A 22371-nucleotide genomic window follows, 5' to 3' on the forward strand; every position below is an offset into this window, starting at 1 on the left:
GGAGGATTCCGGCAATGCGAACCCGGACGATGGTCTCCGCTTCGACTCGACACTTGGGACCACTTGCGGCTACATCTTCAAAGAATTACCAAACGAATTCGTCAGGCAGCTCAATTCCGCTTGACAAAACGTGGTGAGCCAAGCGGAATTGTTCAAGTGGGGAGAGGAGCAAGGCTGCCGGTGCTAGCCCGGTAGCCAGAGGGATGGTGCGGCCAGCCGTGCTGGTCGCGCTCTTGCTGATTATTCTACCGGTCTGCATCCTGATGGTTCGCCGTTCGCTTTATGCCGGCGGCGGCAGCGTCACTATAACGGGATCGGTTAAGACCGGAACCACGGCGATCAGCGGTTCGGCGGTTACACTCTACGCGGCGGGCGACGCCTATGGATCGGGCGCCTCGATGCTCGCGACCGCGGTCTCAGCCGGAGATGGCACCTTCAGCCTGACCTTCAGCTGCGCCGGCAATCAGGAGACATATATCACCGCGACCGGAGGAAACGCCGGCCAGGGCTCCAATTCGGCGATCGGGCTGATGGCTGCGCTGGGTCCGTGCGAGTCGCTGGTGTCGGGCACCTCGAGCGCCACGATCAACGAACTGACCACGGCGGCGGCCGAATGGTCACTGACGCAGTTCCTCGACTCCAACGGCCGTATCCTCGGCGCGCCGCCGTCCAACACGCTCGGGTTGCAGAACGCGTACGTAGGATTTTCCAACCTCGCGGACATCAACGCGAGTTTCGTAGTGAGTGGTAATCCGTCGAGCTTCTTGCCGAGCGCAGGGTCGTGCCCGGGCGTGCCCAACTGCGACGGACTCCAGCGGCTGAACACTCTCGCCAACATCATTGCGGGGTGTACCGAGATCAACCCCTCGTCAACGGCATGCCCGCAGCTTCTATGCGACGCGACCCCCGGCGACATCTACAGCAGTTCATGCTCGGGGACGCCCGTGATTATCGACACGCTGGGCGCCGCCTACCAGATAGTAGCCAACCCGGCGAATAATGTGAGCGCCCTGTTCGGACTTGCGTCGGTGAGCACCCCGTTCAGCCCGGCGCTGGGCACGGCGCCCGACGGCTGGGAGATGGCGCTCAACTTCGCCGATGCGGGCGCGGCGTTCAATTCACCTCATGCGATTGCGCTGGACGGTTCGGGCAACGTGTTCGTGGCGAATCAGGGTAGCTCCTCCGTGAGTGAACTAACGGCTGCCAGCGGCTACAGCGTGGGATTCAACTTCGCCCCCACCGGTATCAGCCTGAGTACGCCGAGTGCGTTAGCACTGGACAGCTCGGGAGACGCATTCACGGCGAATTTTGGCAACAACAGCGCCAGCGAGTTGACGGCGAGCAGCGGATATAGCATGGGCTCCAGCTTGGCTGCCGCGGGCGCAATGTTCGACGGAACAGAAGCGATAGCGCTTGACGGGTTGGGTAACGTCTTCGTTGCGAATTCGTCTAACAACGGTAGCGTGAGTGAGCTGACTTTGAGCAGCGGTTACACCATCGGCTTCAACTTCGCGCCCACGAACGCAATGTTCGCCGGACCCCAAGCGTTAGCGCTGGACGCGTTGGGCGACGTCTTCATCGCGAATCTGAACAACAACAGCGTGAGCGAGCTGACGGCGAGCAGTGGTTATAGCACGGGCCTCAATTTCGCTGCCGCGGGCGCGTCGTTCAGCAGCCCCGTCTCGATAGCGCTGGACGGGTTGGTCAACGTGTTCGTGGCAAATCTGGCCAATAGCGTGAGCGAGCTGACTGCTGGCAGCGGTTACAGCACGGGCGTCAATTTCGCTCCCGCAGGCGCGTCGTTGAACAGCCCGTCCTCGATGGCGCTTGACGGGTCAGGCAACCTCTGGTGGCCAATGCCAACAACAACACCGTGAGCGAGCTGCTGGCACTGGGCGCGCCGGTCCTCACGCCGCTGCAGGCCAATTTGCAACCGACGGCAACCCCAACGGCGACCACCACTGCGACTGCGACCGCGACTGATACGGACACGCCAACCGCCACGGCCACCGCAACTGATACCGCGACCGCGACCGACACCGCAACTGCGACCGCTACCGATACTCCCACAGCCACCGCAACCGACACACCGACCGCCACCGCAACGGCAACCGACACACCGACAGCGACGGCAACTGCCACAGCGACGGAAACTGCTACAGCGACTCCGACCGCCACCGCGACTCCCAAGCCGCCGCCGATCAAACTTACCATCTCGCCGACCTCGCTGAGCTTCGGTGACGTGAAGACGGGAAATGCCCCGATCAAATCGATCACGCTGCACAACAAGAGCAAGAGGAACGATCTGATCACAAACCCGCAGGTCACCGGTCAATTCTTCAGCCTGGCGGGCAACAGCTGTGATGCGGCCGGAGTCCCACCGGGTGGAACGTGCCAGATCGGCGTGAGCTTTGCCCCTCAGGCAAAGGGCAAGAAGTTTACCGGCAATCTGACATTCACCGATCAATCGAAGAACAGCGCTCACAAGATAAAGCTCGACGGGAAAGGCGTCGCGACGCGCACCGCGACGCCGACCGCGACCCAACGGTGACCGCCACCCCGACCGATACTGCCACCGCAACCGAGACTGCGACCGCAACACCGACTGCGACGTCGACCGGCGGCGCCACCCCGACGGCGACGACGACCGCGACGGCGACTACGACCGGGACACCGACTCCGACCCCCACGTCGACCACTACCTATTCTCTCCAGAGTATTTCCGAGACGGTGTCGGGCGCTGTCTATTTGAACAACCCGAATGCGACGCCCAACCCGATTCAGACTGCGCAGTCAGTCGCGGTCTCGACACCCTCATTCACCGACAGCGTCAGCGGTAAGCGATACGAACGTCGTTATATCGGGGTCGGTGTCGGCATCGCAGTCCTCGGCGGCCGACGGTTCGACGATTTCAGTCAATGAATCCGCAGCCGCCGACGCGGACCTCTCGTTGTGTCCCGAGCTATCTCCTCTCTGCACTGCGGTGAACGAGGGTATGACGCAGGTCCAGGCGGAATTCTGCATTGCGTCGACACGACCTATTCGCTGACCGGTTCGGTACAAGCGAGCGCGAGTGAGGATGTCGGTACCATCACTGCCACGGGAGTTGTGAGCATAGAAAACGTCGGCTCGTCGATGTTTATTTACGATGAGCAGGCCACCGATGGCCAGAACGTTCCGCTATCGATGAGTCTGCCGTTGTCCGCGGGATGCTACGATATCAACGTAGAGGTTTATGTCGATGCGTTGCCCAGCGGAACGGGGTCAGGAAGCGCGTCGGCGAATTGCAACTTCTTGCTGAGTCCGTCGTCGTAGCAGCGGCGGCCCGCGTCACGCGCCCATCTTGATGCCGGGCGGGAGTTTCCACTCGGCGGAATCAAGCTCGCGATCGCGCTCTGAAAATTCCCAGTAGTGGCCTTCGAGATCCTTGGCTTCGTAGACGCGTCCGCCCCAGAATTTGTCGCCGGGCTCGGAGATGATTACGGCGCCGGCGGCCTTGGCGCGCGCGAAGTGGCGATCGATTCCGTCGACGTACACCTTCACCGATTGGGTTATCGTGCCGGCGCTGCGCGGACTATTGCGCCCGTGTCCACCGGCAGTGCTGAGCGAGATGAGCGCGTCGCCCACGTCCATCCAGGCCAGCACGAACCCATGGCCATTCAGCCGCGCGCCGGCGCGCTCGCGAAAGCCAAACGCACGAGTGAGGAATTCCACCGCCGCGGGCACGTCTTCGTAGGCGAGTGCGGGAACGACAGTCGGTGTGCGCCAAAGTTTCGATGCCATGCGGACTCCTCCTCTCGACGCGTGTGCTCGCAGTATAAACCGCTTAGGCATCCAAAGGTTACGCCAGACCCCGGAGCCTCCTCGAGGTTCTTTCCCTTTCCACTAATGGGAAGGGGTTGGGGTTAGGTTTGCACGGATCGTTCGCCAGGTCCGCGCCGTCACTTTTTTGTGTCATCCTGACCGAAGTGAGCAACGCGAGCGCAGTGAAGGATCTCGGACAGCTTCGCGCCAGCGAAGCCGGTTCCGGTTTTGAAATCGCGCGTCAGTGGCTCCAGGAGCGGGCGCAGCTTAGGATGTCGATGGGGATTCCGTTTTCTACTGCGCGGTATTTTTCCAGGAAGCTGGAATCGATTTGCTTGAGGGCCGGTGGTTCGCGCCGGCGCCATCGATTGCACGCGCCCGGGCCGCCGTTGTAAGCCGCGTAGGCCGAGCGCGCGAGATGGCTCGCTACGGTCGCCGGATCGAAACGCGGCTGCACGGCGGTCGCATAATGCATCATGCGTGCGAGGATCTCGCAGCCGGCGCCAGCATTGTAGAGCACGTCCCACTCGAGACGGTCGAGATCGTAAAAGCCGCGCCAGACGTGCTTGTTCACCTGCATCAGGCCGATGTCGCCGGTGGCGGATTCGAGCCATCGGATGCGCTCGCCGTCCATCACGAATTGCCGCCAGCAGCTTTCCTGCCACGCAGTGCTGAGCACGAGCGTCATGTATGTGCGTGCGTCGTTGGCGTCGATTGCGCCCGCGCCGGTTGCGACCGCGCTGAGTTGGTGTGCGGCGCTCAGATTGAGCAGCAGGTTCATGTCGTTGCGATAGGAGTCGGCGTTCGCTTCGTTGACAACGAGGCGGTAGAGGCGGCCGGCGACGTTTTGCAGCCGAGGCATCAGCGCGGTGTCGTTCTCTTCGGCGGCGTCGGCCTCGGGCGGTGAGAAGAGGCTGAGCAACCTAACCCCTAACCCCTTCTTTCGAGGGAAGGGGAACAATCGCGAAGAAGTGGTGGGAGACGGCGATGGTGTCGGAGTGGACGCACTGGTTGAGCTTGGAGATGCGGCCGGGGTCGAGGGCGGGATGTTCTCTTCCTCGATTGGGTGGTGGCTTGTCGGCGGCTCGGGGATTGCGAAAAGTCTTTTCAGGTCGCGATCTTCGGCGTAGTTGAATTGAAGCGGGTCGCCGGTCGCGCTCGGCGCCATAATGTGCGCGAGCCGGCGAAGGTCTGCCGCCGAGATGCGCATTCCGAGCGCGGGCGCCGCCTGGTCGAGCGCAAACAACGCGTCGCCGGCCGAAATGAACGACATGAATTCGAGCGCGCGCGCGCCGAGCATCCCACGCCGCGCCGCGGCGCGTACCGCGTCGTGCAACTGAGTCCATTCGTCGAGGAACAGCACGCGCACCGGGTCGGGCTCGGCAGCCGATGGTGGATTTTTAAGCGCCTGCACTAGCCGATAGCGGCTGTCGAGCAGGATTTGCAGCAATTGGTCGCGGAACTGCTGGTCGCCGACCGCGTCGCCAAGCTGCTTGATCGAGAAAACCAAAAACGCGTCCCATTGATCGAGCGTGTCCTGGAAGGCTTTGAGCTCGGCCGGCGTGGGCGACGCCGCCGCGCCGGGAATCGCGGTGGGAGTGGGCACGTCGGGGATGGTCATCATGAGGGTGACGCGGATACCGTCGTCGAGCGCGGCGATATTCGGCTCGGCGGTGAGGCTCGCGATCGCGGCGCGAACGCGTCCCGCGGCGTCAGCGGGAATCGAGTCGGTGATCATCGCGGCGAGTTGCTGCACGGCTGGATTGAGATCGTAAGAAAAATCGTCGAGCCGCGGAATCAGGTAGCTCTTGATCAGATCGAAGCCCTTGCTTACGAGCTGCGTTTTCTGATGCGCGGAGTCGTACAGATTCAGATCGGTGAAATGAAATTTTAGCTGCAGGCCGGGCGCAATGTACGGGACGCCGAGCGCCTCGACGAGGCCGCTCCATTGGATGGCGCCGAGGCATTGCGAGCCCATCGCAACGCCGAGCCCGAGGCTGTTCGCGGTTTCGAGTTTCACGGTTGCCGCGCCGCCAGAGGTCGCGCGCGAGAACTCGGGATTTTCGGCGTACAGAAACTGACAATCGTCGAGACCGTTCCATAGCTCGGCGCGTCCGCCGGGCGCAGTGTAAAGTTTGCGCTTTAGCGCTTCGCGCAGCGTGATGTAGTCGATCGTGAGCGGAATGCGGACCTGCGCGGCGCGCGCGGGCGCGGGGCGCGCGATGAAGACTGCGACGATCGTGGTGACGATTATCCACAACCTAACCCCTAACCCCTTCCCACTTGGGAACAGGAACAATCGCAAGAAGAGGAGAGATCGGTCGAGGATGTTCATGAATTGGTGGTTTTGGTCACGCATGCGACTTGTCGCGCGGACATCGGCGGCGCGCCGCTGTCACGAGTCAACTATTATGGCAACTCTGTTTGTCCTTGAAAGCCGTGGCGGCGGTCATGATAATCAAATCAGAACAATCACCGGAAATTGCGGGTAAGCCCGATGAGTACTGAACGTCAGGCAGACTTTTACGAAGCGGAACCGCCCCAGGCGTCGCGCGAACTGGCGAAGCTGCGCACCTCGAGCGACTACGTGGCGCCGTTCGAGATCGTGCGGCGGCGCGTGATCGACGACGTTTACGACGGCAAGATGACGGTCGATGCGACGCTCATCATAAGGATTGGCGACGTCGAGGAAACCGAAGCGGCGTCGGGCGTCGGAGTGCTGCATGCGCTCGACGTGGCGCTGCGCAAGGCGCTGCTCAAATATTTTCCCTACCTCGAGCCGGTGAAAGTTATCGAAACCTACCAGCATGCGACCGGCGCCTCGACCGAGGCGGACGTCGTGTCGGTGAAGAAATTTGCCGACGGCGATCTGGTGTGGACGACGCTGGCCAAGTCATCGAACACGATGGAGGCGGCATGGGTATCGCTGCTCGACGGTTACGAGTGGCGGATTATCCACGAGAAAGCGCGGCTGCGGCGGATGAATGCAAATCCAAGGTGGTCGAAGCGCTAACGCCATCGCAATGAGTGCGGGTGAGCAAGCGACAAGCGTCGGCAAGGCGTCGGCAGGCAAACTGGCGATTTTGTACGACGGCTCCTGCGAGATGTGCCGCGCGAGTCTCGATGGAATCCGTCAATTCGACAATTCGGGGAAAATGGAGCCGCTGGATCTTCATCTCGAGGAAGTGCGCGCGCAGTTCCCCGACTTGAAGATGGAAAATCTGCTCGAGGAATTGCACGCGGTGGACGAGAATGGGCGCGTGTATCGCGGTGCTCGTGCGATCAACGAAATTCTGCGCCGGCAGCGCGGGCTCAAGGGCTATCTCGCGTACCTGTGGTACATCCCGGGCTACGCGTGGGTTGCGGATCGGCAGTACAAGCGGATCGCATCTTCGCGATACGCACGCGACGCCCGCGGCCGCCTGAAAGGGCAGCCGGCCGCGGAGCAGCAGCCTCTCCCATAAAGTCCCGCATCTTTGTATTAACATTGGGCGCAGGGGTCACCCCTGCTAAGCTTGACGCTCGCACTCGTGAAGCCATTTTACATTTTCAATTCGCTGACCCGCGCGGTCGAAGAGTTCGAGGCGCTCAAGCCTCCCGCGGTGACGCTGTATTCGTGTGGACCGACGGTCTATCTGCCGCAGCACCTCGGCAATCTGCGCGCCTACGTATTCGTTGATAGCCTGCGCCGCACGTTGGAGTTCAACGGTTACAAAGTACGGCACGTGATGAACGTGACGGACGTCGGGCACATGACGGGCGACATGGACGGCGGCGAAGACAAAGTCGAGAAAACCGCGCGCGCGCAGGGCAAATCGCCGCTCGAAGTCGCAAACTACTATCTCGAACAGTTCCAGCGCGATTGCGCGGCGCTCGATCTCGAGGCGCCACACGTGTGGTCGCGTGCGACCGATCATATCGGGGAGATGATCGCGCTGACCGCCAGAATCATCGACGCGGGCGTTGCCTATGTCACAAAGAGCGGTGTGTACTTCGACGTCGAGAAGTATCGCGGAGAGAATCGGTTGGGCAGGCTCTCGCGCCAGAGCCTCGACGAGCAGAACGCCGCGCAGCGCCTCGAGCATTCTGCCGACAAGCATAGCCCGCACGATTTCACGCTCTGGGTGCTCGGCCAGCCGGACCATCTGATGCAATGGGACAGTCCGTGGGGACGCGGCTACCCGGGATGGCATATCGAGTGCTCAGCGATGGCGATGAAATATCTCGGCGAGACTATCGACATCCACACCGGCGGAATCGATCACATCCCGGTGCATCACGAGAACGAGATCGCGCAATCGGAAAGCGCGACGCACAAACCGTTCGCGCGGTATTTCGTACACAACGCGTTCCTGGTCGGCAAGGAGGGAACCAAGATCAGCAAGAGCGCGGGCAAGTTTCCGCTGCTGAGCGATCTTGGGCCGGCGGGAATCGATCCGCTGGCGTTCCGGATTTTCTGTTACGGCGCGAAGTACCGTTCCGAGATCGCATTCAACGACGATTCGATTCGCGCGGCGCAGAGCAATCTCGACTATTTTCGGGAGTTCGCGCGCAGCGTGCCCGACGACGCGGCGGCCGAAGGAGTCGAGGCGGCGGGCTGGGCGGCCGAGTACTACGAGCGCTTTCACGACGCGATCAACAACGATCTGAACACGCCACAGGCGCTTGCAGTGGCGCTCGAACTGATCGCGGAAGCATACCGCCGCAAGGATTTCCGCGCGTGGCCGACATTGCGAGCGCTCGACGCCGTGCTTGGGCTTGAACTGGGAAAGCATCGCGCGACTGCACGCACGAGCACGATCGAGGCGGACGTGCAGCAACTGATCGACAATCGAGCGGCAGCTCGCAAGGCGAAGGACTTCGGACTCGCCGACGAGCTGCGCAAGGAAATCGAGCGGCGCGGCTACGAGGTCAAGGACGATCGCGACGGCACCGCCACCTATCAGCGTCGCACGTGACCTACAAGCAAAAGAAATATCCGCGTTTTTCTTAATACTGGGTGCAGGGGTCACCCCTGCTGCCTTGAATGGTTGCGCGAAAGTCTCTTAGAATCGCGCCTTGACGCATGAATCGTGTACCCAGAAGGAACAGATGGGGATTGAGTTAAAGAAGTTTGACACCAGGCTGCAGGCCGAGGGGCCCGAGGTGAAGCATCTCGACCCGGCCGCGGCGCCGTTCTACCTGCCGATTGGCGATGAAGTGGAAATCTTCACCGCCGCGTACAAGGCGCGCCTGCCGTTGCTGCTCAAGGGACCGACCGGATGCGGCAAGACGCGCTTCGTCGAGCACATGGCGCATCAATTGTCCTCGCTCGCCAACGGCCCCAACGAGTTGATCACGGTCGCGTGTCACGAGGATCTCACCGGCAGCGACCTGGTCGGGCGCTTCCTGATCCAGGCCGACGAGACGGTGTGGGTTGACGGTCCCCTGACGCAGGCGGTGCGGCGCGGCGCGATTTGCTACCTGGACGAAGTGGTCGAGGCGCGCAAGGACACGACGGTGCTGATACATCCGCTGTCGGACCATCGGCGGATTCTGCCAATCGAAAAGCGTGGCGAGACCATCGAGGCGCACGAGGGATTTCTGCTGGTGATTTCGTACAATCCCGGCTACCAGAGCATTCAGAAAAATTTGAAGCATTCGACGCGCCAGCGCTTCGTGACGATCGAGTTCACCTATCCGCCGGCGGACAAGGAAGTCGAGATTATCGCGCACGAGGCGGGCGTCGAGCAGGATATCGCGCTGCAACTCGCGATGCTGGGCGAGAAGGTGCGTCATCTGAAGGCGTCGGGATTGGAGGAAGGCGTCTCTACACGCCTGCTGATCTACGCCGGCGAACTGATCCGGCAGGGAATTGCGCCACGGCGCGCGGCGACGGTCGCGGTCACCTGGTCACTGACCGACGAGGCGGATAGCAAGCGCGCGATCGACGAAGTGGTAAAAGCGATCTTTCCATAAGTTGCGGCAAGATTCGTGAATCGACGCGAATGACCCCCAACCAATTCAGCGAGGTCGCGTAAATGAGATTCTCCGCAAACTTCAAATTCTTCCTGGCTTCGGCTGCGACGCTCGCGATACTTGGCGTCGGCACATCCGCGAGGGCGCAAAATCTGGAAGGGATTCAGGCGCAATCGGGACCGCGGCTGGATTTTCCCGCCGGGCTGGCGACCGACGGCCGCGCAGTGTATGTCGCGAACAGCCGCAACAATACGCTCGAGGCAATCGACGCGGCGACGAGATCGCTGCGAATCGTCGCGGGCAAGCTTTTCCAGGAAGGCAGCAACGACGGCGTCGGCGATTCCGCGCGCTTCAACAGTCCTGACGGGATGACGATGTCAGGGCAGGATCTTTATCTTTGCGACACCAATAATTCCGACATTCGCAAAATCAGCGTGAGCGGGACGGTTACCACGGTTGCGGGCACGGCGAATATCTCGGGCACCGAAGACGGCACCGGCCCGGCGGCGCACTTCAACCTGCCCACCCAGATCGCGACCGACGGCACCTCGCTGTACGTGGCCGACAGCGGCAACAACACAATCCGGCGCGTCACCCTCGCCGACATGAAGGTTAAGACGATCGGGGGACAGGCGGGCACTGCGGGCAAGACCGAAGGTGGTCCAGACAAGTCACTATTCAGCAGCCCGCGCGGGGTCGCGGTGGACAAGAAAGCGATCTACGTTGCCGATACCGGCAATGACGTGATTCGCATGATCGATATCTCGACACTCCAGACCAGCACGCTCGCTGGCACCGGTGAGGAAGGAGACAAAGACGGTCCCGCCCTACAGGCGCAGTTCAACGATCCCGGCGCATTGTGCACCGACGGGACGATGCTCTACGTGCTCGACGCCGACAATCATTCAATTCGAAAGATCGATCTCAACGCCAAAACCGTTACCAAGCTGACCCTCGTCAACGGCCATATCGGCTCGGGTTGCGCGCTCACCAGCGACGGCAAGCAACTGTACTTCTCCGACACCACGGAAAACGCGGTCGAGGTCGTCGACACGACCAGTGGCAACTTCACCACGCTCTTTCCGCCGGGGCAGTAGGCCCGCGACAGGCATCGCGTCTTGATCGATCTGCGCAGCGACACCGTTACGTTGCCAACGCCCGAGATGCGCGAAGCAATCGCGCGCGCCGAACTGGGTGACGACGTTTACGGCGAAGACCCCACCGTCAACCGGCTCGAGGCGATGGCGGCGTCGATGATGGGCAAGGAAGCGGCGCTGCTGGTGCCGAGCGGCACGATGGGCAACCTGGCCGCGATGCTGACGCACTGCGCGCGCGGCACCAAGGCGCTAGTCGGCTCGCAGTCACATACCAATCTTTACGAAGCGGGCGGCGCGTCGGCTCTGGGAGGCATCGTGCTCACCGCGGTCGCCAACACCGAAGACGGCGAGCTTGACATGGGTGAACTCAGGCGTGAGCTCGGGACGCCGGCCGACGATCACTTCGCGCAGCCTTCGTTGGTGGTCATCGAGAACACGCACAACCGATGCGGCGGCGCGCCGATCAAGCTGTCGCACATGGCGGAAGTTTCAGACGCCGCGCATCAACGAAACAGAAAAATTCCGCTGCATCTCGACGGCGCGCGAATCTTCAACGCCGCGCTCGCGCTCGAGACGACGCCGAAGGAAATCGCGAGCGGCGCCGATACCGTATCGTTTTGCCTGTCGAAGGGACTCGGATGCCCGGTGGGTTCGCTTCTGTGTGGGAGCCGCGAATTTATCGCTCGCGCGCATCGGACCCGCAAAGTGCTCGGTGGCGGTATGCGGCAGGCGGGAATAATCGCGGCGGCGGGAATCGTCGCGCTGACCACGATGGTCGATCGGCTGGCCGAGGATCATCAGAATGCGCGCGCGCTGGCGCAGGGATTCGCGCTGGTCGCGGGACTCAACGTGCGGCCGGTCGCAAATCGCACCAACATGGTCGTGTTCGACGTGGACGGCGACGCGGATGCGTCGCGGCGTTTCGCGGCGGCGATGAAGGAGCGCGGGGTTTTGATCTCGCCGCGCGAAGCGACCTCCTTCCGCGCCGTGACGCATCACGGAATTTCGCGCGCCGATATCGATCGAACGGTCGCAGCGGCTGCGCAAGCCGCCGGCGAAGTTTTCGGCGACTGATGGATTCGCTCGAATCGCTGTTCTCCCTGCGCGGCCACCGCGGACTGGTCACCGGCGCATCGTCGGGGCTGGGAGTCGAATGCGCTAAGGCGCTGGCGATTGCGGGCGCCGACGTTGCTCTCGTCGCGCGGCGCAAAGACCGCGTCACGCGAGTTGCGGGCGAGCTTGCAAAAGCGCACGGCGTCAAGACGATCGGAATCGGCGCCGACGTGACGCGCGAGGCGGACCTCGATCGAGTGATGACTGAGACGACGGCGGCTCTTGGCGACGTCGACATCCTGGTGAACAACGCGGGCGTGTCGCCGACCGGGCGTGCCGAGAATTTCAAGCGCGAGGCGTGGGACGAAGCAATCGCGGTGAACCTGACCGCGCCGATGATGCTCGCACAGCGCATCGCGCGCCGCCTTATCGAGATCAAACAGCCGGGCCGAATCATCAACATGGTTTCGATCTATGCGTCGGTGGCGAGTTCGGTGTACCGGCTGTCGGCATACGCGGCGACCAAGGCGGCGTTGGCGAATCTGACGCGCCAGTTGGCCGTGGAATGGGCCGGCTACGGAATTTTGGTCAATGCGATCGCACCCGGATGGATTCCCACCGAGGCCACCGAAGGCGGAATCGCCAAGCCCGCGAACAAGGAGCGGATGGAAGCGTTCACGCCGATGAAGCGGCTGGGTCTGGCGCATGAGATTCGAGGCGCTGTGATCTTCCTTGCCAGTCCGGCTTCAAGCTACGTTACGGGGTCGGTAATTTCGGTGGACGGCGGATACCAGGCGTGGTGAACGGCACCGGGCTTCGAGCGCAACTCTTCAGGCGCAAGCCGGCCGCCGCCCTGATGGCGGAGGCGGAGTCGCACTCGGGTGGCCTGAAGCGGGCTCTGGGAGCGCTCGATCTCACACTGCTCGGAATCGGCGCGATCGTCGGCGCGGGAATTTTCGTGCTGACCGGCGTCGCCGCCGCAAAGTACGCCGGCCCGGCGATCGTGTTGTCATTCGTGGTATCGGGATTCGCGTGCGCGATGGCGGCGCTGTGTTACGCGGAGTTCGCCGCGATGATCCCGGTGGCCGGCAGCGCGTATTCATACTCGTACGCGACGATGGGCGAGCTGGTCGGCTGGATCATCGGATGGGACCTCGTGCTCGAATACGCGGTGGGCGCTGCCGCCGTTGCGGTGGGATGGTCGGGTTACCTTACCGTCATCTTGCATGGCGTCGGGATCCACTTGCCGGTCGCGATAACCAGCGCGCCCGGATCGGCATCTGGCGCAATCATCAACCTGCCCGCGCTCCTGATCGTGATGCTGATCACCTACGTGCTGTACATCGGAATATCGGAGAGCGCGCGGCTCAATTCGATCATAGTGGGGATTAAGCTCGTCGTAATCGCCGCCGTGATCGTCGTCGGCGCGTTCTTCGTCAGGCCGCCGAACTGGAGTCCGTTCGCGCCGATGGGATGGTCAGGAGTGATGAAAGGCGCGGCAGTGATCTTCTTCGCGTACATCGGATTCGATGCGGTATCGACGGCGGCGGAAGAGGTCGTCGATCCGAATCGCGACCTGCCGCTCGGCATCCTGGGCTCGCTGTTCGTCTGCACGTTGCTCTATATACTGGTCGCGGGCGTGTTGACCGGGATGGTGCCGGCGCACCTGATCGACGTGAATGCGCCGCTGGCCTCGGCGTTCGTACTGCGCGGGATGCACGCCTTGTCGGGCTTTATCTCGCTCGGCGCGGTCGCCGGCCTGACCTCGGTGCTGCTGGTGCTGATGCTCGGGCAATCGCGCGTATTTTTCGCCGTGTCGCGCGACGGCCTGCTGCCGCCCGCCTTCAGCCGGATACATCCGAAGTATCGCACGCCTTACGTCCCGACCACGCTGACGGGATTCGCGGTCGGAATCACGGCGGCGTTGCTGCCGATCCAGGAAATTGCGGAGTTGACGAATATCGGCACCCTGTTCGCCTTCGTGCTCGTATGCTTCGGTGTCTGGATTCTGCGCCATGTCGAGCCCGACATGAAACGCCCGTTCCGCACGCCCCTGGTGCCGCTGGTGCCGATTCTCGGCGTCGTGTTTTGCGTCTACCTGATGGCGAGTCTGCCGGTCGTGACGTGGATTCGTTTTTTCGTGTGGCTGGTGATCGGGTTGGTTATCTATTTCAGCTACGGCCGCTTCCACAGCAAGGTGCAGCACAACGTGGTCAATCAGGCGGCCGCGTCAGGAAGATAGACAGCGCACACATCCCGAGTCGCGTCCTTTTCTTGTGTCATTCTGAGCGCAGCGAAGAATCCCGATCCTAATCTCTCCTCGCACACGGAGAGGCTAAGATTCGCGGGCTCTTTATTGCCCGGAGCGGTCTGCCGCTTTCTGCGCGGCTGCGGCCGCGGCCGCTGCTGCCGCGTGGGTTTGGGCGGTTTTTTCCATCGCGGCCTTGCGCTGCTCGCCGTGGGCGAGATTCTGCCTCATTTGCGCCGCGCCCGCGGCGCCGAGGTTCTGCGTTTCCCACTTCGGTTTGGCGACCGACACCCATTGCCCGTTCTCAAGCGCATACGTGAAGACGAGATATTTGAGGTTGCCGGTGGCGAGGCCTTTGGCCGTCCCGGGCTTGGCCGGGTTGTACTCGACGCCGCCCAGCTTGCAGCTGACGACCAAGTGATTGTGCGGGCCGTAGGTCGGCAGGTACTCGAATTTCTGCAGGAGGTCTATGTACACCTGACCCTTGGCTTTCTTTTCATCCTGCTCGTCAAAGTAGGGTCCTGATACATCGGAGAGTTTATCCTGCAGTGACTGCTGTAGCGCCGGTGTCAGATCTTTTTGCGCGCGCGCGTGTTGCAAATCCGTCGCATACGCCCGCGGCGGATGCAGCGGAAAAAAGAGCGCGGCCGCAAGGGCGACCGCGCTGAGTATCTTGAGATTTTTCATGCCGTCCCGGTCGTCATCATATTAGACGATTGACCGGACGCAAATATTTACGGGCTCGAGCTGCTGGTGTTCAACCCGCGGCCGAAAGCAGCGACCTGCGACTGCCACTGGTCGCCGAACGCGAGAATCAGCACCTGCTGGTTGATGTGCGCGTCCTTGGTCAGCGATTTCATCGAGCCACCACCCGCCGTCGCGAGCACTTTGTACGCCGCCTGCGTCTGCCGATAGAAGGCCGGCAGCGGCGAGATCTTCGGCGGCTCCTCGCGATGCACCTTGAGCCAGAACTCGCGCTCGAAACGCTCGTGCTCCTCGGCCGCCACGTCCACCGTGTTGAACGTCCCGTTGTTGCTCTTGAACTGCCGAATTAGCGCCAGCAGCGGGGCAAAGTCCTCCGTGCGCGGGGGCGAATCACCGACCAGCACCACCACCTTCTTGGCGTACGGCTTCCAGTCCATCTTGTTGATGCCGGCCTCGACCGCGCCGAGCGTATCCTCTTCCCACTCGCCGCCACCCATCGCCTGGATACCGTTTAAGAACTCGCTCAGCTTTTGCGGCGACAGCGTCAGCGGCTGGACGTTCATCTTCTCGCCCTTGCCGCCGAACACGATTATTCCGATTCGCGCGATCGGCACCAGCCGGTGAATCGATTGCACCAGCTGCTGCATCTTGGCCTTGACGTCCTCGATGATCAGTTTCATCGAACCGGTGCCGTCGATCACCAGCACCACATCGAGGCCCTTGCGTCTCAGCTCGCCGATGAACCCGCCGAAGCCCGAGCCGATACCGTGGCCGTAGCCCGAGCCCATACCGCCGCCGCGCCCGATACCGATACCGCCACCGCCGGCTGCGCGCACGTAGTCATTGGCCAGGCCGACAGCCTGCGAGGTGTCGACCGCGGTCGGCTGCTCCATCTGCTGCGGCGCCGTGTCAGGCATCGGCACTTCGGGCATGTCGAGATCCTGCATCTCGTTGCCGCCACCGCCGCCGCCGCCCGCCTCGAGGTTCACCATGATCAACTCGCGCCCCCGCTGCTCGTGCACCGTGATTATCAGGAACAGCAGGGCGAGTACGTGAAGGGCGACCGACAGGGGAAAGGGCCCGATCAACAGACCGAGCGCATCTTTCATCTTCTGCAGGCGGGTCGCGTCGGCTTCGTCATCGTCGCGGTTTGCTTCGGCCTCGAGCTCTCGCTTGCCGATGATGCGGTAGAAGATGAAAGCGACGACGAACGTCGAGAGAACAAGCAAAATGATAATTGCTGCGATCATATTAAAATCCTACGCTCCGCCTCCCGGCGCCGGAGCACCGCCGCCGCCTGGAGGTAGCGAAGATACTGCTATGGCTATCGCCTCGGCGCCCGCTGACTTGGCCAGGTCCAGAATCCGAACCATGTCACCTAGTATAACCTTTGGGTCGCCTTGGAAAATCACAATTTTATCGGTCGAATTCTGGAGCGCGTCATGAAGCTGCGGCACCAACTCGGGCTCGGTGACCTGCTTGTCATTCAGATAGATCAGATGCTCCGCGGTGTAGGTAACGATGATGCCCTTGGGCTTCTCGTTAGGGTTGGCCGCAGCTTCAGCTTTGGGCAAATCGACGTGGGCCGCGGACTCGATCGTCACTGCCGTCGTCACCATGAAGATGATCAGCAGGACGAGGAAGATATCGGTCAACGGGGTGATGTTGATGTCGGCGAACACCCCGCCGCCTTTGTTACTGCTCATTTTTTTTGCCATGCGCAAATACCTCTACGGGTGTCGATCAACTTCCCCCACCCGAGGAGTTGGCTAGTTGCGCACCCGTGACCCGCTTGGCCGCGATTGCAATTTGTTCGGCGCCGGCCGCCTTGGCGATATTAAGGATCCGCACCATGTCGCCCAGCAGCACTTTGCGATCACCCTGGAACACGACGATCTTCTGATCCACCTTGCCCAGCGCGTCGGCCAGGCTGGAACGAAGTTCGCGCTCGGGCACGTCGCGCGAGTTCACGAACAGCTCGTGCTGGGCGGTGTACGTGACGATCACGCCCTTGTTCTCCGGCGCGGTGTTGGTCGCGTTGGGCAAATCGACGTGAGCGGCAGACTCGATAGTGACGGAGGTGGTCACCATGAAGATGATCAGCAGCACCAGAAAAATATCGGTCAGCGGCGTGATATTGATGTCGGCGAAAACGCCGCCAGCCTCGCCGCCATGTGGTCCGCTAATTGCCACGCGTCTGTCTCCCCTGAAGTGCGGCGTCGATCAGGCGGTCGTCGTTGATGTGCTGGATGGCGCTGATGTTCTCAACCTTGACCGAGAAATAGTTGTAGAAAATAACCGCGACGATCGCGACGGCGAGTCCAAGCGCCGTGGAGATCAACGCTTCCGAAATACCGGCTGCGACGACCGAGAAACCGCCGGTGCCCATAATTGCCATCGACTGGAACGCCACGAGAATACCAACCACCGTGCCGAACAGCCCGATGAACGGCGCCGACGCGCCCGCCGTCGCGAGCACCCAGATGTAGCGCTTGAACTCGAGGCCTTCCTGGTAACGCCGCTCGTCGTCGAGCTCGAGCAGGTGATCGCGGTCCATCGTCTGCGCGCCCGAAATCAGCGTGTGAAAGATGCGCTCGGCGGCCGTCGCGCGCGCCTGCGTTGCCTGCAAGGCTTCGTTGAACTTGCCCTGCCGCAACTGCGGGATCAGCGAGTCGGCGAGCTTGGCGGTCTTGGGTCCGACGCCCCACAGCACCCAAATGCGTTCGAAAATTATCGCCAGGGCGATGACCGAAATGAAGAGCAGGGGATATGTTGCGTAGTAGCCCTGCTGAATCATCGACAAAATTCCAAAGTTGCTTTGCATCTCTTATCCTCTCGAGATTGAAACAAATTGAGCGGCGAAATTCTGGCCCCGCTCGAACCATTACGATAACTGCCCCAAACTGCCTTAACGGCTCTCCCCCGAACCGGTCGTTAGCCCAATTTTAATGGACTGGGCTCCCACCAGCCGGTCAAAGTCGTCCGTGAAGGCGCGGAAAGTTTGAATGCAACAATAGAAAGTATTTGTCAAGAGTCGCCGCGCGGAAGCAAAAATGTTGAACGCTGCGTCCACGATTGCGAATGCCACCGGCGGCTTCCCACGCCGTGCCTTGTTGCGCAACCCTCGCACCACGCTCGACTATCGAGTCCCTTTACCACTTTACTCTATAGCCGTTGGCCATGCTGGCGACTACCTCAATCTGGTCGCCCGCGGCACCACCCGCCGCCCTTGTCGCCTTGACTTCTTGGCTGCTCGCGTCTATCCAGAAGCTTGCCACAGCATGCCGCAGGTTGACCGCGACGCGGTCTTTGTTTTTTTGGGCGATTGACGCTTTTGAGAAATCTGGACCCACTCTGTATTAAGACGCAGAATGCACCCGATCTGTTCATGCGGGCAGTTCTGGCTGTCTTGCTCCTCGTCGGATTCGCAGCCTGCAAATCTTCGCCGGTGGCCGCGCCCGTCGCGCCCCCCACCGTGCAGACCGCGACCGGCCCGACCGACGAGCCCAGCAACGCGTTACCATCGGACCTGTACAAGGCGATGCCGATATATCCGGACGCCAAGATCGAGCACGTCCGCAAGCCCAAGGGCGCGATGCGCGAAATCATGTTCAGCTCCGACGCGCAGATGCCCGAGATGGTTGCCTACTACAAGGGTGAGCTGAAGAAGGACGATTTTCACATCACCTCGTCGCTGATCATGCCCGCGCGCAAGACCTGGTCCTGCGATTTCAACTACAAGGGGCGCCCTGGCAGCATCATGCTGTACCCGAGCGATGAGGATAAGGCGAAGATGACGATCGATCTTATCTATGAGCTCCCTGCGCACATCGACGAGTCCCTGATCGAACCCACGGAAAACTTCGATATAGAAGGACCGGGCGAAATGGCCCAGCAAGCACCGAATCCAAATCCAAGCGAGAAGGCAGAGAGGAACTAGCGAAATGGCACTACTGACAGGCAAAGTTGCGGTAATCACGGGCGCCGGTCGCGGCATCGGGCGCGAAGAGGCGTTGCTGCTGGCGAAACACGGCGCCAAGGTGGTCGTGAACGACCTCGGCGGGCACTTCGACGGCACCGGGCAGTCGCGCTCGCCGGCCGAGGATGTGGTCAAGGAAATCCGCTCCGACGGCGGCGAGGCGGTCGCCAACTTCGAGAGCGTGACCGACTTCAAATCCGCCAAGCGGATCATCGATTGCGCAATCGACAACTTCGGCAAGCTCAACATCGTCGTCAACAACGCGGGCATCCTGCGCGACCGCATGATCTTCAACATGAGCGAAGAAGATTGGGACGCAGTCGTCAGCGTCCATCTGAAGGGCTCGTTCAACGTCGCCCGCCACGCGGCCGCCTACTGGCGCGAGCAGCACAAGGCCGGCAACGTTCTCAACGGCCGGCTCATCAACACCAGCTCCGACTCGGGCATCCTGGGCAACGCCGGGCAGAGCAACTACGGCTCGGCGAAGGCGGCGGTCGCCGCGATGGCGATAATCGTGGATCGCGAGATGAGCCGCTACGGCGTCACCGCCAACGCGATCGCGCCGGTCGCGCGCACGCGCCTGACCGTCGACGCGACTCCGCAGACTGCCGGCGGAATGGCGAAGAAAGAAGGCGAGTGGGACGCGTTCACGCCTGCGCACGTTGCGCCGCTGGTCGCGTGGCTGTCGAGCGACGACGCCAAGGACGTTCACGGCGAAGTGTTCCGCGTCGGCATGGGCAACGTATGGCTGATGCGCGGATGGCACACCGGCGCCAAGGTCTCGAAGAAAGGCTCGATGTGGGAGCCGGCGGAACTCGGCGCCAAGCTCAAGGAAGAGCTCGCCAAGGGCGTGACCAAGAAGGAGAGCATGGGCGAGGTGATGGGCGGGGGCGTGTAGATTTTTGACCGCTGAGAAGAAACCGAAAAGCGCGGTTCCTCGTGAGCCGCGCTTTCGTTCCATCCTGTTCATTTGCGCCGCCAACACCGCACGCAGCGTGATGGCCGAGCATATCCTGCGCCGCGAACTCGACGGGCTCGATTTCGAGCATCAGATAACGATTACCTCGGCCGGCATCGCGCCGTACGCCCGCGACGGCGCGTTGGTCTCGCTCGACACCCGGATGGCGCTGCGCGAAGTCGGCATCGACATCGGCGACGAGGCTACTTCCACCGACCTCAAGCGGCATCCCGAGATGCTCGAGCAGACCGATCTCATAATCGCGATGACCGAGCAGCAGGCGCGCGAGCTGGTCGAGCGATTTCCCGGCGCGAGCGAGCGGCCGGTGTTCACGCTGCGTTCGTTCGCGGGCGAGGCCGGCGATATCGACGACCCCTACGAAAAGGGCGACCTGGTATTCGCCGAATGCCGCGAGGAAATCCATCGCCTCGTCCCGACCATCATCGAACGCCTGTTTCATCGGTAATCAGATGGCACTGGAATTCAGCAATCCGAGTGACGCCGGGATTCGCGCGATTCTGTCGAAGCCAGCCACGGTCGCAGTCGTAGGATGCTCCGACAATCCAGCCCGCGACTCTCTCAAAATCGCAAAATTGCTGAAAGACCATGGCTTCAAGGTGATTCCGGTAAATCCCCAAATCGACGCCGACGCGCTCCAGAGCGCCCTCGGCGAGAAGTGCTACCCCGACCTGGCGTCGATCCCCGAACCAGTCGAGATGGTGGACGTATTCCGCCGCTCGGAATTCGTGCCGCAAATCGTCGAAGAAGCGATCACCAAAGGCGCGCGCATACTGTGGTGCCAGTTGGGCGTAATCCACCTCGACGCCGCCCGCCGCGCGCAGCAAGCCGGCCTGACGGTCATCATGGATCGATGCCCGGCAATCGAATACGCGCGACTGTTCTGAGGCAAGGCGGCGGTGCCGCAATCTTACGATGAAGCCGCGCAAGTGGAAGACCCTCGGCAGCGACGTCGCATACCGGACACCGATCTTCGATCTCCATCGCCGGCGCTCGATACATGCGCAGCGCGGCGAGCGCGACTTCTTCATCCTCGACGCGCCCAACTGGGTGAATATCATCCCGCTCGCGAAAAACGGCGATGTCGTGATGATTCGCCAATGGCGTCACGGCATCTCGGAGCTCACGCTCGAAGTGCCGGGCGGCATGGTCGATCCCGAGGATCTGTCGCCAATGCATGCGGCGCGCCGCGAAATGATCGAAGAGACCGGATTCGACTCCGACACGATCGTCGAGCTCGGCAAGGTGCATCCGAATCCCGCAATCCAGGGCAACATCTGTTACTCGTTCCTCGCCGAAAACGTGCACGAAGTGGCAAGAGTGGTATCGCTCGGCGACGAAGAAACCGAAATCGTGCTGGTTCCGATGCGCGAAATCCGCGGCCTGATTGCGTCGGCCAAAGTCATGCACGCTCTGACGATCGCCGCATTTTCGTTCCTGCACCTGTACAACCCTCCGCCCAAGCGGCGTCGGAAGAAGTAGCCGCGCCCGCAGTCTGCGCGTTCCTTTATCCACAGTTCGGTCGATTTTTCCACAAAATGAGGCCTTCAGAACTTCGCTCTCCAACTTCTCCGCACTATGATTCTCGCTCAAATGACGAAGAAGGAAGCGATTCGGCGCCTTGAAAACCTCGCGCTCGAAACGGGGCACAAGCGGAATCACTACGTCAAGCGGGCGCTAAACGAATTTCTGGACCGCAACGAGCATCTTCTCGGCCACAGGCCGATGCGCACGATCGGTTTCTCGACCCTCGACCAAATCCCCTGTCGCCCGAACAGGTTTCCGTCCTGACTCGTCGACCATTCCGTCGCGATACTTGCTCCACTCTTGACACCTCGCCCGTTCCATCCGGCCGTTGCGGCCTCCTATACCTCGCCCGTTATTTTCACGGGAGAGGTTAGGTGAGGGTTCTGCGATTCATCGCGACGTCGGATTACTTCACTGACTGATTTCCCGCCCTGAGCACACCACTGACCTCCTGAATGACGCCTTCAGTTTCCTGCAACACTTCGCTGTTCCAAAATCTCATTACTCTAAAACCCCGCGCTTCCAAGTCTCGCGTCCGCGAATCGTCGTAACGCTTTCAAGCGTCTGAGTGCTGCTCTCCATCTAGCTCCACGATCAGGCGCGCTCCGATGCAGCAAAAATCGACAATGAAAGAATCGATCGGTACTTGCCTACGGAACTTCCAACCGTCCAGATTTCGATTCCGAAGGATCGCCCAGAGACGCTTTTCGGCTTCGGTGGAATCGCGCCGAAGAGCGCGGGAGCGGGTCAGTGGTTGCTTAGCAATCACTCGCGACGGCGTAAGGTCAGCCATCGATCGAGAGTGACACTTTTCGGGTTGATGTGAAACTGGGAGTTAACAGGAACGGACCGGGCGAGATCGCGTAGGTGGTCGCTGCACCAGGCGGGCATGCTGAATCCCAGAACCCTCACCTACCGACCGCGACGCGGTCGGCCGCCTCTCCCGTGAAATAACGGGCGAGGTATTCGGAGGCCGCGGCGGCCGGATCTTGAGCATCCAGAAAAATAATTCGGGGGCTGGGAT

At 61.5% G+C, this 22371-nt stretch carries 26 protein-coding genes and 1 pseudogene; 19 read left to right on the plus strand and 8 right to left on the minus strand.

Annotated features, from left to right (window positions below; translation table 11 throughout):
- Nucleotides 1-203: 203 nt before the first annotated feature.
- From VJX68_RS03895 to VJX68_RS03910, 4 genes are all read left to right on the plus strand, one after another.
- Nucleotides 204-1877, plus strand: a complete 1674-nt coding sequence (locus VJX68_RS03895; RefSeq protein WP_324094340.1) for a hypothetical protein — start codon at nt 204-206, stop codon at nt 1875-1877.
- The gene (locus tag VJX68_RS03900) at nt 1850-2551 is read left to right on the plus strand and encodes a choice-of-anchor D domain-containing protein (RefSeq protein WP_324094341.1); all 702 of its coding nucleotides are present in this window, start codon (nt 1850-1852) and stop codon (nt 2549-2551) included. Before VJX68_RS03895 ends, VJX68_RS03900 begins: the two co-directional genes overlap by 28 nt.
- Nucleotides 2548-2922, plus strand: a complete 375-nt coding sequence (locus VJX68_RS03905; RefSeq protein WP_324094342.1) for a hypothetical protein — start codon at nt 2548-2550, stop codon at nt 2920-2922. Before VJX68_RS03900 ends, VJX68_RS03905 begins: the two co-directional genes overlap by 4 nt.
- Before the next feature lie 186 nt (nt 2923-3108).
- Nucleotides 3109-3315, plus strand: coding sequence for a hypothetical protein (locus VJX68_RS03910; protein ID WP_324094343.1), 207 nt, complete (start codon nt 3109-3111; stop codon nt 3313-3315).
- A 15-nt stretch (nt 3316-3330) separates the two neighbouring features.
- Here VJX68_RS03910 and VJX68_RS03915 read toward each other — a convergent pair whose 3' ends face one another.
- Both VJX68_RS03915 and VJX68_RS03920 read right to left on the minus strand, forming a co-directional pair.
- On the minus strand, nt 3331-3783 hold the full coding sequence (locus VJX68_RS03915) for a VOC family protein (RefSeq protein ID WP_324094344.1): 453 nt from the start codon (nt 3781-3783) through the stop codon (nt 3331-3333).
- A gap of 262 nt (nt 3784-4045) precedes the next feature.
- Entirely contained in the window at nt 4046-6064 is a 2019-nt protein-coding gene (locus VJX68_RS03920; protein WP_324094345.1) for a lytic transglycosylase domain-containing protein, read from the minus strand.
- A gap of 237 nt (nt 6065-6301) precedes the next feature.
- Here VJX68_RS03920 and VJX68_RS03925 point away from each other — a divergent pair, with 237 nt between their 5' ends.
- The 8 genes from VJX68_RS03925 (at nt 6302) to VJX68_RS03960 (ending at nt 14154) form a co-directional block, all read left to right on the plus strand.
- On the plus strand, nt 6302-6817 hold the full coding sequence (locus VJX68_RS03925) for an alpha-isopropylmalate synthase regulatory domain-containing protein (protein ID WP_324094346.1): 516 nt from the start codon (nt 6302-6304) through the stop codon (nt 6815-6817).
- A 10-nt stretch (nt 6818-6827) separates the two neighbouring features.
- The gene (locus VJX68_RS03930; RefSeq protein WP_324094347.1) at nt 6828-7268 is read left to right on the plus strand and encodes a thiol-disulfide oxidoreductase DCC family protein; all 441 of its coding nucleotides are present in this window, start codon (nt 6828-6830) and stop codon (nt 7266-7268) included.
- Between the two features lie 66 nt (nt 7269-7334).
- On the plus strand, nt 7335-8762 hold the full coding sequence (gene cysS / locus VJX68_RS03935; protein ID WP_324094348.1) for a cysteine--tRNA ligase: 1428 nt from the start codon (nt 7335-7337) through the stop codon (nt 8760-8762).
- A 133-nt stretch (nt 8763-8895) separates the two neighbouring features.
- Nucleotides 8896-9762 carry a CbbQ/NirQ/NorQ/GpvN family protein gene (locus tag VJX68_RS03940; RefSeq protein ID WP_324094349.1) on the plus strand — a complete coding sequence of 289 codons (867 nt, stop codon included), beginning with the start codon at nt 8896-8898 and terminating at the stop codon, nt 9760-9762.
- A 62-nt stretch (nt 9763-9824) separates the two neighbouring features.
- Nucleotides 9825-10859: an NHL repeat-containing protein gene (locus VJX68_RS03945; RefSeq protein ID WP_324094350.1), complete on the plus strand. Its 1035-nt coding sequence runs from the start codon at nt 9825-9827 to the stop codon at nt 10857-10859.
- A 21-nt stretch (nt 10860-10880) separates the two neighbouring features.
- A complete protein-coding gene (gene ltaE / locus VJX68_RS03950) occupies nt 10881-11933 on the plus strand; it encodes a low-specificity L-threonine aldolase (protein WP_324094351.1) in 1053 nt (350 codons plus the stop codon).
- Nucleotides 11933-12715, plus strand: coding sequence for an SDR family NAD(P)-dependent oxidoreductase (locus tag VJX68_RS03955; RefSeq protein WP_324094352.1), 783 nt, complete (start codon nt 11933-11935; stop codon nt 12713-12715). The genes ltaE and VJX68_RS03955 overlap by 1 nt, the downstream gene beginning before the upstream one ends.
- A 53-nt stretch (nt 12716-12768) precedes the next feature.
- The gene (locus VJX68_RS03960; RefSeq protein ID WP_349255883.1) at nt 12769-14154 is read left to right on the plus strand and encodes an amino acid permease; all 1386 of its coding nucleotides are present in this window, start codon (nt 12769-12771) and stop codon (nt 14152-14154) included.
- Between the two features lie 111 nt (nt 14155-14265).
- Here VJX68_RS03960 and VJX68_RS03965 read toward each other — a convergent pair whose 3' ends face one another.
- Genes VJX68_RS03965 through VJX68_RS03985 form a run of 5 tightly spaced genes read right to left on the minus strand, consistent with a single transcriptional unit; the run spans nt 14266 to nt 17689 of the window.
- Nucleotides 14266-14847 carry a hypothetical protein gene (locus tag VJX68_RS03965; protein ID WP_324094354.1) on the minus strand — a complete coding sequence of 194 codons (582 nt, stop codon included), beginning with the start codon at nt 14845-14847 and terminating at the stop codon, nt 14266-14268.
- A gap of 47 nt (nt 14848-14894) precedes the next feature.
- The gene (locus VJX68_RS03970) at nt 14895-16115 is read right to left on the minus strand and encodes a vWA domain-containing protein (RefSeq protein WP_324094355.1); all 1221 of its coding nucleotides are present in this window, start codon (nt 16113-16115) and stop codon (nt 14895-14897) included.
- A 9-nt stretch (nt 16116-16124) separates the two neighbouring features.
- Entirely contained in the window at nt 16125-16571 is a 447-nt protein-coding gene (locus VJX68_RS03975) for an ExbD/TolR family protein (protein ID WP_324094356.1), read from the minus strand.
- Nucleotides 16572-16608: 37 nt separating this feature from the next.
- Nucleotides 16609-17058: an ExbD/TolR family protein gene (locus VJX68_RS03980; protein ID WP_324094357.1), complete on the minus strand. Its 450-nt coding sequence runs from the start codon at nt 17056-17058 to the stop codon at nt 16609-16611.
- Entirely contained in the window at nt 17048-17689 is a 642-nt protein-coding gene (locus VJX68_RS03985) for a MotA/TolQ/ExbB proton channel family protein (RefSeq protein ID WP_324094358.1), read from the minus strand. The genes VJX68_RS03980 and VJX68_RS03985 overlap by 11 nt, the downstream gene beginning before the upstream one ends.
- 229 nt (nt 17690-17918) lie before the next feature.
- Between VJX68_RS03985 and VJX68_RS03990 the strand changes: the two genes are divergently transcribed.
- From VJX68_RS03990 to VJX68_RS04020, 7 genes are all read left to right on the plus strand, one after another.
- The gene (locus VJX68_RS03990; protein ID WP_324094359.1) at nt 17919-18194 is read left to right on the plus strand and encodes a hypothetical protein; all 276 of its coding nucleotides are present in this window, start codon (nt 17919-17921) and stop codon (nt 18192-18194) included.
- Nucleotides 18195-18313: 119 nt separating this feature from the next.
- A complete protein-coding gene (locus VJX68_RS03995) occupies nt 18314-18805 on the plus strand; it encodes a hypothetical protein (protein ID WP_324094360.1) in 492 nt (163 codons plus the stop codon).
- A gap of 4 nt (nt 18806-18809) precedes the next feature.
- Entirely contained in the window at nt 18810-19742 is a 933-nt protein-coding gene (locus VJX68_RS04000) for an SDR family oxidoreductase (RefSeq protein WP_324094361.1), read from the plus strand.
- 4 nt (nt 19743-19746) lie between these two features.
- The gene (locus VJX68_RS04005; protein ID WP_324094362.1) at nt 19747-20268 is read left to right on the plus strand and encodes an arsenate reductase/protein-tyrosine-phosphatase family protein; all 522 of its coding nucleotides are present in this window, start codon (nt 19747-19749) and stop codon (nt 20266-20268) included.
- 4 nt (nt 20269-20272) lie between these two features.
- On the plus strand, nt 20273-20707 hold the full coding sequence (locus tag VJX68_RS04010) for a CoA-binding protein (protein WP_324094363.1): 435 nt from the start codon (nt 20273-20275) through the stop codon (nt 20705-20707).
- Nucleotides 20708-20735: 28 nt separating this feature from the next.
- Entirely contained in the window at nt 20736-21302 is a 567-nt protein-coding gene (locus VJX68_RS04015; RefSeq protein WP_324094364.1) for an NUDIX hydrolase, read from the plus strand.
- 96 nt (nt 21303-21398) lie between these two features.
- Nucleotides 21399-21611, plus strand: coding sequence for a hypothetical protein (locus VJX68_RS04020; protein ID WP_324094365.1), 213 nt, complete (start codon nt 21399-21401; stop codon nt 21609-21611).
- A gap of 142 nt (nt 21612-21753) precedes the next feature.
- Here VJX68_RS04020 and VJX68_RS19070 read toward each other — a convergent pair.
- Nucleotides 21754-22140 (minus strand): annotated as a pseudogene (locus VJX68_RS19070) (endonuclease domain-containing protein).
- Between the last annotated feature and the right edge of the window lie 231 nt (nt 22141-22371).

The organism is Binatus sp. (SeqCode) (assembly GCF_035272065.1).
GTDB lineage: Bacteria > Desulfobacterota > Binatia > Binatales > Binataceae > Binatus.

Bases quoted from the DNA above. Each gene is read 5' to 3' on its own strand.
- VJX68_RS04015 (WP_324094364.1), top strand. From the start codon at position 20,736: ATGAAGCCGCGCAAGTGGAAGACCCTCGGCAGCGACGTCGCATACCGG.
- VJX68_RS03985 (WP_324094358.1), bottom strand. From the start codon at position 17,689: ATGCAAAGCAACTTTGGAATTTTGTCGATGATTCAGCAGGGCTACTAC.
- VJX68_RS04010 (WP_324094363.1), top strand. From the start codon at position 20,273: ATGGCACTGGAATTCAGCAATCCGAGTGACGCCGGGATTCGCGCGATT.
- VJX68_RS03975 (WP_324094356.1), bottom strand. From the start codon at position 16,571: ATGAGCAGTAACAAAGGCGGCGGGGTGTTCGCCGACATCAACATCACC.
- VJX68_RS03955 (WP_324094352.1), top strand. From the start codon at position 11,933: ATGGATTCGCTCGAATCGCTGTTCTCCCTGCGCGGCCACCGCGGACTG.
- VJX68_RS03965 (WP_324094354.1), bottom strand. From the start codon at position 14,847: ATGAAAAATCTCAAGATACTCAGCGCGGTCGCCCTTGCGGCCGCGCTC.
- VJX68_RS03970 (WP_324094355.1), bottom strand. From the start codon at position 16,115: ATGATCGCAGCAATTATCATTTTGCTTGTTCTCTCGACGTTCGTCGTC.
- VJX68_RS03990 (WP_324094359.1), top strand. From the start codon at position 17,919: ATGTTGAACGCTGCGTCCACGATTGCGAATGCCACCGGCGGCTTCCCA.
- VJX68_RS03945 (WP_324094350.1), top strand. From the start codon at position 9,825: ATGAGATTCTCCGCAAACTTCAAATTCTTCCTGGCTTCGGCTGCGACG.
- VJX68_RS04020 (WP_324094365.1), top strand. From the start codon at position 21,399: ATGATTCTCGCTCAAATGACGAAGAAGGAAGCGATTCGGCGCCTTGAA.
- VJX68_RS03895 (WP_324094340.1), top strand. From the start codon at position 204: ATGGTGCGGCCAGCCGTGCTGGTCGCGCTCTTGCTGATTATTCTACCG.
- VJX68_RS03960 (WP_349255883.1), top strand. From the start codon at position 12,769: ATGGCGGAGGCGGAGTCGCACTCGGGTGGCCTGAAGCGGGCTCTGGGA.
- VJX68_RS03925 (WP_324094346.1), top strand. From the start codon at position 6,302: ATGAGTACTGAACGTCAGGCAGACTTTTACGAAGCGGAACCGCCCCAG.
- VJX68_RS03940 (WP_324094349.1), top strand. From the start codon at position 8,896: ATGGGGATTGAGTTAAAGAAGTTTGACACCAGGCTGCAGGCCGAGGGG.
- VJX68_RS04000 (WP_324094361.1), top strand. From the start codon at position 18,810: ATGGCACTACTGACAGGCAAAGTTGCGGTAATCACGGGCGCCGGTCGC.
- VJX68_RS03915 (WP_324094344.1), bottom strand. From the start codon at position 3,783: ATGGCATCGAAACTTTGGCGCACACCGACTGTCGTTCCCGCACTCGCC.
- VJX68_RS03930 (WP_324094347.1), top strand. From the start codon at position 6,828: ATGAGTGCGGGTGAGCAAGCGACAAGCGTCGGCAAGGCGTCGGCAGGC.